The sequence below is a fragment of the Lysinibacillus sp. RS10 genome (assembly GCF_041956855.1).
Taxonomy (GTDB): Bacteria; Bacillota; Bacilli; order Bacillales_A; family Planococcaceae; genus Lysinibacillus; species Lysinibacillus xylanilyticus_A.
The window spans coordinates 4,284,907-4,296,352 of record NZ_CP167122.1 but is presented as its reverse complement, the minus strand read 5'-3'; the positions used below and the strand labels follow the sequence as shown (position 1 = coordinate 4,296,352).

The window sequence follows — 11,446 nt, the reverse complement described above, 5'->3', positions numbered from 1 at the left end:
GACATGATAAGCTGAATGATTTGAAAGTGAAAAATCAAGGAGAAGATAGTTAACAAGATTATTGATTTATGTTAAAATCTGAATAATCAGACAAATCGGGAGGGATGAGGAATGATGCAAGTTCAGTATATGAAGCCGTTTTACACAAAAATCACTGGAGATAAATTACGTCTAGTGTTTGCTTATCAATATTTCTCTATTTTAAAAGAGAATGAGATTTTCCATTTCATTCCGATTGAAGGTAAAGAGATGATTATCAACTTGAATACACAGCAAATTGAAAATTTATCTGAGGTATTTGTTTTCCAAAAGGGGAATCGTTTTATCCGACTACCACTATATCAATTATTATTAATTACAAATGTTCATGAGCATCTAGCGCCGATTCTTGAAAATGCTACACCAAAGCCACAGCTACCACTCGTTTCTTCAGTGACTGTTGGCGAGGTAGATCAGCTCGTTACAGAATTGGAGCAGAAAAACTATGATTATTTAATCGACCAGGCATTATTAGATAACGATAAAGTACTCTTTTTTGATCTGCTACAACAAAAGAACCATCAACTCGGAGGCTTCGAAATTTGAATACACGGTATTGCAATTAAGCACCTACTTTTCACATGTGAGAAGCGGGTGCTTTTATAAATTGCTGACAATTCATCTAGGTCTAAAGTCGAAATATTGAAAATGAATTAGATATGATTAATATATAGAACCTACTAAATTAGAATGTATTACCAAAATTAACTAAAATGAGTTGAGCATATACCGATATAAATAAAAATAAAGGTGGTGAAATGATGCTTGGAAAATGGTCAGCAACGGGTTTATCTATCTTAAATAATATGAATAGACATTACGGTGCAATGAGCAAGTCAATGCTTCGGATTTCTTCAGGTTACCGAATCAATAGTGCAGCAGATGATCCAGCAGGGCTCGCGATTTCCGAAAAAATGCGTGCACAAATTCACGGGCTGAATATGGCAGCGAAAAATATCCAGGACGGTATTTCACTTGTTCAAACAGCTGAAGGTGCACTAAATGAAACACATGCAATGATTCAACGCATGCGCGAGTTAGCAGTAGAAGCTGCCAACGATACATTGACAGACAGTGATCGGAAAAAACTCGATTTAGAATTTCAAGAATTAAAAAAAGAAATTCAGCGCATCTCGAAGGATACTGAATTCAATACAAAGTCATTATTGAATGGGGATCACACTACAAACGGAATTAAAATTCAGGCGGGCGCCAACTCAGGTCAAAGCATCGAGCTATTCATTAACGATATGAGAGCCGGAGCACTTGGCTTGAATGATACGACATCCATTGCAACTCGGGAGGATGCCGATAAAGCCATTTCCACTATGGACGAGGCTTTAAAGCGTGTATCAAACGAGCGTTCAAGACTAGGTGCCTATCAAAATCGTCTAGAGCATGCGTATAATGCAAACGTAAACACGGCGGAAAACTTACAAGCTGCCGAGTCTCGTATTCGTGATGCAGATATTGCAAAAGAAATGATGAACATGGTAAAGGCACAAATCCTAATGCAGGCAAGTCAATACGTACTAGCAATGCACCTACAGCAAGCACAATCAATTCTAAAACTACTCGAAAGCGGAACAAAAAGGAATCCCCGATACTAAAGGTGATTCCTTTTTAATTTGGATAATCGATGATAGCAAAGTGGATATCGCTGATAAAAGTGAAACAATCGCTGATAAATAAGTGAACACTGAGGATAAAAGTAAACCAACCACTGATAAAAAAGTAAAAACCGCTGATTAACATACCAAAACCGATGACAGCCATGCTATAATCGCTGAAAGGGTCATGAATTATCTGATAAATCTAATATTTAAATAGAAAAGGAGAGAATTAATTGATCATAAAACCCTTCGCACCATCCCCGTTGACAATAGGACTTCAAGCACTTGTGACTCGGTTACAGCCCACGCATCCACAATATCAAAATCTTCAGCAGGAACAAAAAATTAAAGAAGCTGGCGATTTTGGAGAGCAATATGTAATGAAGGCACTGCGGCAAACTGCACTACTAAACGATTACCACAATTTCCACAATGTCATTCTTCCCTCTGTTCTTCCCATGCAAATTGATATTCTCATCATTGTCCCCAACGCGATTATTCTATTAGAAGTAAAAAATATTCGAGGAACTGTACATTTAAAAAATGACCCACGTCAGCTCATTCGTACCTCGGAATCTGGAGAGGTTCACGTCTTTACACATCCCGAAATCCAACTTGAACAGTATATTCAAGGAATGAAACATTTCTTAGATACACAAAATATTTCTATTCCTATATTCGGAGCTGTTGTGTTCCCCTTCAATAATGTCAATATTCATCGAGAGGACAGCGGATTGCCGATTCTAATGGCAAAAGAGCTACCGCTATTTCTGCATAAACATATAGAGAAAAGCAAAGAGACATCAACAATGAACGAAATCAAACACATTATTTTGTCACATTTAAGGGACAGAACGCCATTTCCACTTTGCCAATACTATCAAATTGAGGGCTCTGCTTTGCGACGGGGTGTTCATTGTGAAAACTGTGGTCAGTTTGGGATGAAGAAATTGAAAACCGTTTGGCATTGCCAGAGCTGTCAACATCGATGTCCTGATGCTCATATTCAGGCTCTAAAGGATTATTATATGCTTGTTGGCGAAACGATCACGAATCATGGATGTTGCGATTTTTTGACTATTGAGAGTGGGCATGTAGCCAAACGGATTTTACAAAAATTACAATTACCACGTAGCGGATCTAACAAGAACAGTAGGTACGATTTGTCTGGTTTATACGTGAATCGCTGATAAAACCTTGAACATCGCTGATATTACTAACATAATTGAGGTTAGTCTAAATAATGGACACGTAAAAGTGAGCGTATGTATGATATTCATAATTACATTAGAGGGCGTGTTCAAAATGAATAAAAGATCCACACCAGAGTATAGAGAGTATGTTGTCAAACTAGTAGTAGAAGAAGGTCGTAAAGCAACTCAATTGGCATTTGAATTAGGAATTGGAGAATCAACTATCCGTCGCTGGGTAAAAGAGTATCGGGATCAGAAAGCAGCAGAAACACAAGGAATCCAATATGTCACACCGACAGAGTTAAAGCGACTGGAAAATGACTATGAAAAGAAATTGCGTGCACTCGAGGAGGAAAATGCCATCTTAAAAAAGGCGATGCACATCTTTGCGAAAAACCAGCAGTAATCTATGCGTTTATCCAAGCACATGTAAATGAATTTACAATTGTAAAGATGTGTGAAGTTCTTGGTGTCTCCAAAAGTGGTTATTATAACTGGCTTCAGAAACAAGTAGCTCCTTTGACAGAAAGAGAAGAAAAAGAAATACAAATTGCCCAAAAAGTATATCAGTCTTTCCATAACAGTCATGGTACTTATGGTAGTCCGCGTATTCTTAAGGATTTACAAGATTGGGGATACATCTTATCTCAAAAGAAAGTAGCGAATATTATGCGTGAACTGGGCTTATACGCTGTATTACCAAAACAATATCAACAGACAACAGATTCTAATCATACCCACTTTATTTATCCAAACATAGTGAGACGTCAATTCAATGTGAAAGCGCCCAACCAAGTATGGGTGGCGGATATTACCTACATTCGCACAATGGAAGGCTGGCTTTATTTAGCGAGTATTATGGATCTTTACTCCCGAAAAATTATAGGCTGGGCAATTGCGGATCATATGAAGGAGGAGCTGACGTTAGAGGCACTAGAAAATGCCTTAATGACAAGAAAACCACCAGCAGGTTGTGTCCATCATTCAGATCGAGGCGTGCAATATTGTTCAAAAGCATATATCAATCGATTAAAAGAAAACAAAATGAAAATAAGCATGAGTAAAAAAGGAGATCCATATGATAACGCCTGTATAGAATCCTTTCATTCAAGTATGAAAAAAGAGTGTATTTATCGTCAACGCTTCCAAACAAAACGAGACGCCAGAAAAGCCATTCAGGCCTATATTGTCCATTTTTATAACGAAAAGAGACGCCATTCTACACTAGATTATATTTCACCTAATCAGTATGAGCGCATAAATACCAAAAAAGATAAATCTGTCCGTTCAATATCCGCTATTGTCTGGTTTATCGTGAATCGCTGATATTACTAACATAATCGCTGATAAAACCCAGAACATCGCTGATAAAACCAACACAATCGCTGATAAAACCAACACAATCGCTGATAAAACTCAAAAAACCGCTGATAAACGCGCCGCATCCGCCGCCAACCAACAAAATTTTTTCAAATCGGACACAGAAAACAACTTCAAAATAACAAATTGGTTCACACTTTCCCTTGAAAGTTGTATACTATAATGCAGAACAAAAATGCATTTAGCATTTACAGAATATATAATTTAACTACTCGTTTTTGAAAACGGAAGGAAGAATAGAGAATGACGAAATCAATTTGTGTCGTTGGACTTGGCTATATCGGTTTACCAACGGCTGTAATGTTTGCCAACCACGGCGTGAAAGTACATGGGGTGGACGTAAACCCAGCAGCAGTAAAAAGTATTCAAGAGAAAAAACTTCATATTGAAGAAAACGGATTACAGGAGCGCTTAAACAAAGCAGTAGATGAAGGATTCCTAACGGCGTCAACGACACCAGTGGAAGCGGACGTGTTCATCGTGGCTGTACCATCACCAATCAATCCTGATAATACAGCGAATTTAGAATATGTTCGTCAAGCTACAGCTTCGATCGTGCCATTCTTGAAAAAAGGGAACCTTGTAATTCTTGAATCGACAGTACCACCGAAAACAGTGGAGCACATTATGCTACCTGAACTGATCAAGGCAAATCTTGAATTTGGTGTAGATTTATTCGTATCACACTCACCAGAGCGTGTTATTCCTGGTCGTATTTTTGAAGAGTTAGTGAACAACGACCGTATCGTTGGTGGTATTGATGAAACATCTTCACAAATGACAAAAGAGCTTTATCAAACATTTGTGAATGGTACAATTCACCTTACGGATGCAACAACAGCTGAGTTAGTAAAAGTAATGGAAAACACTTACCGTGATGTCAATATTGCGTTTGCGAATGAGCTTGCGAAATTAGCAGAGAAGCTGGATGTGAATATTTGGGAAGCAATTAAATTTGCGAACTATCACCCACGTGTAAATGTTCACTTCCCAGGCCCAGGTGTAGGCGGCCACTGTATCGCAGTTGACCCTTGGTTCCTAGTAGAGCTAGGTGGCGAGACGGCACAAATTATTCACCTATCTCGTAATACGAATGATAGTATGCCAAGCTTTACAGCACAAAAAACACAAGCCATCTTAAATCAAAACAAAATTGCTGGTGGCAAAGTAGCTGTTCTTGGACTAGCCTTCAAAGGAAACGTTGATGATATGCGTGAAAGTCCATCAACAATCGTTATTGACGAGTTACAAAATCTTGGATTAGACGTGATTTCATACGATCCACACATTAAAGAAAACAAACATGCTACACAAACACAAAGCTTAGAAGAAGCAACAAAAGATGCTGATATCATTTTAGTGTTAACAGATCACAATGAATTCAAAGCATTGAACGCTGCAGACATTACAGCAAAATCAAAAATCGTCTTCGATACGAAAAATTGCTTAAAACGCGATAATTGGGAAGAAGCAGGCTTCCAGTTCCACCTACTAGGAGATGCGAAAAACCGATGAAAGAAACAGTACTTGGCATCAATGTCAATACGGAAGGCTACGATGAATTAATGGAGATGGCATTTGAGCGCATTGAAAAAAAACAAAAGGCGCTCGTTGTTGCCATCAATCCAGAAAAGATTATCAAGGCGAAAGAAGACCCTGCTCTAAAGAAGCTTCTGAACGAAGCGGAAATTCAAATTCCAGACGGCATTGGCGTGATTCTTGCTTCAAAAATTCAAAAAGGGCAAATTCGTGAACGTGTTACAGGTGTCGATATGATGATGAAGCTTTGCGAGGAAGCGGCAAAACGTAGCAAGCCTATTTTCCTTTACGGAGGGAAACCGGGTGTAGCCGATGCAGCAAAAGCAAAGCTAGAATCATTATTTCCTTCTATTAAAATAGTCGGCACACAGGACGGCTATGAAAAGGATGAACAGAAGGTACTTGACCGCATTAACGAAGCACAGCCCGATTTACTTTTTGTAGCGATGGGCAGTCCCAAACAAGAAAACTGGATCAATGCCAATCGGGACCAATTACATCCAACCATTTATCAAGGTGTAGGTGGATCATTCGATGTGCTTGCAGGTACAGTGAAACGTGCACCGGAAATTTTCCAAAAGTTTGGCCTTGAATGGTTTTATCGATTAATGAAAGAACCGAAGCGTATCAAGCGTCAAATCGCCCTTCCATTATTTTTACTGGAAGTAGCAAGACAAAAACGCCAATAATTTTTAAAAATTGGTATTGTCGTTTTAAATTGAAAGTGTTAGACTGTATGTGTATAGGAATTTCCTCTATGAAATAAATAGAATTCCCTGCAAGGAAACAACGGTTGGTAGCCCAAGCGAAAAAAGCTCAAGCATTTATATGCTTGAGCTTTTTTCGTTGTTTAAATTTTTTCGTTGTTTAAACTTTATGTGAATTTATATGATTTTAAGAAATTTGAACATTTATTGATAGAATATCAGAATTTTGTTAGAAATTTGTGTAATATCACTTGAAAAATAAGCTTAAATAGATAACAATGGTAAAAGAGAGTTGCACGACCTTATTTTTCCGGAAATGAATTAGAAAGTTTCCCAAAATATGATTGACAACTTTTAGGGATACAACTATACTTTTATGTGTAGTTGTTTATTTACTGCATTTCTATGTAGTAGAAACATAATTTTTTTAACTTAGAGGAGGAAATTTTTCTATGGCTAACCAACCAAAGAAATACAAAAAATTCGTAGCAACAGCTGCTACAGCTACATTAGTAGCATCTGCTATCGTACCAGTGGCTTCTGCTGCAGGATTCACAGACGTAGCAAACAATTCTCATGAAGAAGCGATCAACGCTCTTGCTGATGCAGGTATCATCAATGGATACGCTGACGGCACATTCAAACCAAACCAAACTATTAACCGTGGTCAAGTAGTTAAATTATTAGGCCGTTGGTTAGAAACTGAAGGCTTTGAAGTTCCAGCTGACTGGGATACAAAACAACGCTTCAACGATCTTCCATTAACAGCTGAAAAAGAATTAGTAAAATATGCTGCACTTGCTAAAGATGCAGGCGTATTCGCTGGTTCAAACGGCAACCTTAACTTCACACAAACTATGCAACGTCAACAAATGGCAGTTGTTTTAGTACGTGCTATCAACGAGATCTATGAATTAGATTTAGTAAAAGAGTACAAAGCAAAAGGTTTCAAGAGCCAAATCTCTGACCTAGACGCAGCTTTCTCTGCTGAACAACGTGAAGCAATCACTGCTTTAGAATATGCTGAGTTAACAAATGCAGCTAACCTACCAGGTAAAGCATTCAACCCAGCTAACTCTATCACTCGCGGTCAATTCGCTTCATTCTTATACCGTACAATCAACCTTGAAGTAACTTCACCTGCAAGTGCTTCTGTAAAAGCTATCAACAACACAACTGTTGAAGTAACTTTTGACGAAGAAGTTGAAAACGTACAAGCTCTTAACTTCGAAATCAAAGATCTAGAAGTTAAAAACGCAGCTGTAAAACAAACTAACAAAAAAGTTGTTGTTTTAACTACTGCACCACAAACAGCTGACAAAGAGTACACTGTATCTCTTAACGCTGAAGAAGTAGGTAAATTCAAAGGTGTATCAGCTGTAAACCCAACTAAAGTTGAAATGGTAACTTCAGCGACTCAAGGTAAACTTGGTCAACAAGTAACTGTTAAAGCACAAGTTTCTGTAGCTGAAGGTCAATCTAAAGCTGGTATTCCTGTTACTTTCTATGTACCAGGTAAAAACGATGCAGTTTACCCAACAATTACTGGTGAAGCAGTAACTGATGAAAACGGTGTAGCTACTTACTCTTACACACGTTACGCAGATGGTACTGATGCAGTAACTGCTTACGCAACTGGTGATCGTTCTAAATTTGCAACTGGTCATGTATTCTGGGGTGTTGACACTATCTTATCAATTGAAGAAGTAGCTACAGGATCTTCAGTTAATAATGGTGCTAACAAAACTTATAAAGTAACATACAAAAACCCGAAAACTGGTAAACCAGAAGCAAATAAAACATTCAATGTTGGTTTTGTTGAGAATATGAATGTTACATCTGATAAAGTAGCAAATGCTACAGTTAACGGTGTAAAAGCTCAACAATTGAGCAATGGTACAGTTGTAGATGCTGCTCAAATTACAACTGATTCAAAAGGTGAAGCAACATTCACAGTATCAGGTACAAATGCAGCTGTAACTCCAGTAGTATACGATTTAGAACCTACTACTAGCACTAACATTGCTAATACTGATCGCAAAAAATATGATGCATCAGTTTTACAAGCAAATGCTGCTAAAGTAACATTTGGAGCAACTCAATCTGAGTACAAAATTGAAGTTACTCGTGAAGGTAAAGAAGTAGCTGCTACTGGTGCTACTAATGGTCGCGAATATAAAGTGATTGTTAAAGATAAAGATGGTAAAGTAGCTAAAAATGAAATCGTTAATGTAGCATTTAACGAAAACGTAGATCGTATTATTTCTACAAATACGAACGCTAGATTTGTAGATACTGATGGAGATACTGAAGTATACTATAAAGCTAATTCAGATAAACAAATTACTGTGAAAACAAATGATAAAGGTGAAGCTACATTTGTTATTGGTTCAGATACACCAAATGACTATGCAACACCAGTAGCTTGGATTGATATCAACAGTGCAAATGCTAAAGAAGCTACTCTTGATGAGGGTGAGCCAAAAACTGTTGCACCAATTTCTTACTTCCAAGCAGAATTCCTTGATGGTTCAGCTATTAAATCATACAAAGAAGCAAACCTTAATAAAGCAGTAACAAAATTTGATGCTGCTGAAAAAGCTGTATTCAGCGCAGAATTAGTAAACCAAAGTGGCAAAAAAATGTCAGGTACTTCAGTTAAAAAAGTATCTTACACAATTTTCAACACGGGTGCTGAAGACATCAAAGTTGACGGTGAAATCATTTCACCAAACCGTAGTACTACAGTAACGTACCCTAAATCTTCTACTAATTCTTCGACTAATTTAATCGTTGAGTCAGCTGAGGGCAAATCAACTTCTGTTAAAGTAATCGCTACAGGTGTTGCAGTTAATACTGATGGTAAAGACTATGCATTTACTGCTAAAGAAGCAACTGCAACATTTACTGCAAAAGCTGAAGTACCAAACAACTACATTGGTAGTGTTGAATCTGTAAATACTGCTGATAAAAAATTAACATTCGTTGGTAAAACACCTGTTTCTCTTAAAGATGCTAAATTTGTAACTGAGAACAACTCTGAAATTGCTGATTTAGATTCATTTGTTGAAGAGTTACAGAAATATAAAAATGGTGTTGATGTACAATACATCAAAGATTCAGAAGGTAAAGTAACATTTAAAATTGTACGTGCAACTATTTCTGGTGGTAAAGAAGTAGTAGTTGATAAATTCGTAACTACATTAAATGGTGCTATTGTGACTGTAGCTGGTGAAACTACATCTGCTGCGACAGCAACTGTTACTGCTAATGAACTTACTGAAAAGACAGCTAATTCATTAATGGTAGATGGTATTACTTTCACATATCATAAAAATGCTTTAGCAACTGATGAACTAGTTTATGCTGATTTAGAAGATTTAGTTTACAAAATTAACAAAAATTCAAAAGTTAAGGTTAAAGCTGCAGTTAAAAATGGCGCTCTTGAATTAACTGAAGATAGAGACGGAACATTCTCTTATGCTGTTAATGGTGTAAAAGCTGATAGTACTGTTGGTAAATTAGGTAAAAATCAAGAAGTTACATTTACATTCTCATCTGCGTTAAATGTAGCTACTGGTAATACAGTTAACATCACTGCTGATTCTACTGTTTATACTGGTACTGTAGCTTCTGTAAACGATGGTAAAAAATCAGTAGTTGTTAAATTTACTGGTACTGGAATCCCAGCTTCTACTATTACTAAATTTGAAGTTGTTGGTAAAGATAACAACGTAATTACTTACAATCCTACTACAGGTGTAGTACTTAAGTAAGATATTGTTTTAATGTAAAAGACTTTGTGGATAATTCCACAAAGTCTTTTCTTTGTATGTGCGCATGCCAGGTGTATGAACTATAGGGTGGGAATTTAGAATCTCCCAAAAACAAGAGTCAGAAATCATATTCGTTTAAAAGTTCTATTCAGAAAAGCATATGAATAGGGAAATAAATGAAAAGGATACTGGCGCATCTCCAAAAGTCTCAAACTACACAAAACCCTTGGTAATTCCTTTTGGGAGAGCAAAGGGCTGAAAACTCTACAATTTCGTTACGAAACTTTGTGTTATTCATCTTAATTGAACCACCGTATACTGGACCATACGCACGATAGTGTGAGACGTTGAGAGTTAATCACTTCCTCCTATTTTATTCCGTATTGATGATCAATCAATAAAAAGAATCTAAACTTAATATAATTGATTGGTACATATACCGCATCTATAGAGATACTATTGTGCTTTTTGTGGTAACTATTTTATGGAGTGTTCCTCATCCCGTGTAGTCTGTCAAAGGTCCTTTTCATTTTGACTGGCTACACGGAATGTAGAGCGAGTAAACTAACAGCGAGATAAATTTGGATAGTTTTTCAAACAAAATTACGGGGTTGTTACATAGTTATGTTAATTTGATGTATAATAATTATATCTGAAAAAAAGACGTTTTTATAAGAAAGGTAGAATGGTATGACATTTAATGAACCTGTTAGAAAATATATATTGTCTGGTATTGTTGCATTTATTGTAGTCGGTTTGATTGTTGCGAATGTGATGGCAAGCAAGCAGGATGAAAAATTTGCAGCCAATGAGGCTTTATATAATCAAGCTGTTCAATTGCAATCAGAAGGTAATTTTGAAGATGCTTGGGAAGCAATTTCAAAGGTATTAAAGGAAGAACCAAATTCTGAAATAGCAAATTATTTAGCTGCAATTATCGCTGCTAATAATAACGATCTGAAACAAGCAACGATACATATGCAAAAAACACTGGATATAAATCCTCATAAAGTAGAAGATCCCATGTTCATGATTCAACTTGGCGAATTATTTGTAGCTGTTGAAAGATATGAAGATGCTAAAACAGTTCTTTTACGTTGTCAAGGTGGGGGTTGGGCACCAGAGGAAATACCAAATTATCAAGAGCATGTTGCTACTTTACTGGCACAAATCGAAAATTCGCAATAAAGGATGGTACA

General features: G+C 36.9%; 9 protein-coding genes. All 9 read left to right on the top strand.

All coding sequences use genetic code 11. From position 1 onward, the window contains the following. Positions 1-111: 111 nt before the first annotated feature. The 9 genes from ACB089_RS21605 (at position 112) to ACB089_RS21565 (ending at position 11,435) form a co-directional block, all read left to right on the top strand. Positions 112-585, top strand: coding sequence for a transcriptional regulator (locus ACB089_RS21605; protein ID WP_374963868.1), 474 nt, complete (start codon positions 112-114; stop codon positions 583-585). 215 nt (positions 586-800) lie between these two features. Then, complete coding sequence (locus tag ACB089_RS21600; protein ID WP_374967613.1) at positions 801-1,649, top strand: flagellin; 849 nt, start codon at positions 801-803, stop codon at positions 1,647-1,649. A 236-nt stretch (positions 1,650-1,885) separates the two neighbouring features. Then, positions 1,886-2,842: a nuclease-related domain-containing protein gene (locus ACB089_RS21595; protein WP_374963867.1), complete on the top strand. Its 957-nt coding sequence runs from the start codon at positions 1,886-1,888 to the stop codon at positions 2,840-2,842. A 115-nt stretch (positions 2,843-2,957) separates the two neighbouring features. Further along, complete coding sequence (locus ACB089_RS21590) at positions 2,958-3,251, top strand: transposase (protein WP_374963866.1); 294 nt, start codon at positions 2,958-2,960, stop codon at positions 3,249-3,251. Beyond that, positions 3,179-4,171 (top strand): IS3 family transposase, encoded by a 993-nt coding sequence (locus tag ACB089_RS21585; RefSeq protein ID WP_374967612.1) that lies wholly within the window; start codon positions 3,179-3,181, stop codon positions 4,169-4,171. The genes ACB089_RS21590 and ACB089_RS21585 overlap by 73 nt, the downstream gene beginning before the upstream one ends. Before the next feature lie 297 nt (positions 4,172-4,468). Next, the gene (locus ACB089_RS21580; protein ID WP_368636203.1) at positions 4,469-5,740 is read left to right on the top strand and encodes a nucleotide sugar dehydrogenase; all 1,272 of its coding nucleotides are present in this window, start codon (positions 4,469-4,471) and stop codon (positions 5,738-5,740) included. Then, positions 5,737-6,453, top strand: a complete 717-nt coding sequence (locus tag ACB089_RS21575) for a WecB/TagA/CpsF family glycosyltransferase (RefSeq protein ID WP_374963865.1) — start codon at positions 5,737-5,739, stop codon at positions 6,451-6,453. Before ACB089_RS21580 ends, ACB089_RS21575 begins: the two co-directional genes overlap by 4 nt. Positions 6,454-6,923: 470 nt before the next feature. Beyond that, on the top strand, positions 6,924-10,247 hold the full coding sequence (locus tag ACB089_RS21570; protein ID WP_374963864.1) for an S-layer homology domain-containing protein: 3,324 nt from the start codon (positions 6,924-6,926) through the stop codon (positions 10,245-10,247). 690 nt (positions 10,248-10,937) lie between these two features. Then, positions 10,938-11,435: a tetratricopeptide repeat protein gene (locus tag ACB089_RS21565; protein ID WP_374963863.1), complete on the top strand. Its 498-nt coding sequence runs from the start codon at positions 10,938-10,940 to the stop codon at positions 11,433-11,435. Positions 11,436-11,446: the final 11 nt, after the last annotated feature.

Coding starts and splice junctions, on each gene's coding strand:
- ACB089_RS21605 (WP_374963868.1), top strand. CDS start 112: ATGATGCAAGTTCAGTATATGAAGCCGTTTTACACAAAAATCACTGGA.
- ACB089_RS21600 (WP_374967613.1), top strand. CDS start 801: ATGCTTGGAAAATGGTCAGCAACGGGTTTATCTATCTTAAATAATATG.
- ACB089_RS21590 (WP_374963866.1), top strand. CDS start 2,958: ATGAATAAAAGATCCACACCAGAGTATAGAGAGTATGTTGTCAAACTA.
- ACB089_RS21580 (WP_368636203.1), top strand. CDS start 4,469: ATGACGAAATCAATTTGTGTCGTTGGACTTGGCTATATCGGTTTACCA.
- ACB089_RS21575 (WP_374963865.1), top strand. CDS start 5,737: ATGAAAGAAACAGTACTTGGCATCAATGTCAATACGGAAGGCTACGAT.
- ACB089_RS21570 (WP_374963864.1), top strand. CDS start 6,924: ATGGCTAACCAACCAAAGAAATACAAAAAATTCGTAGCAACAGCTGCT.
- ACB089_RS21565 (WP_374963863.1), top strand. CDS start 10,938: ATGACATTTAATGAACCTGTTAGAAAATATATATTGTCTGGTATTGTT.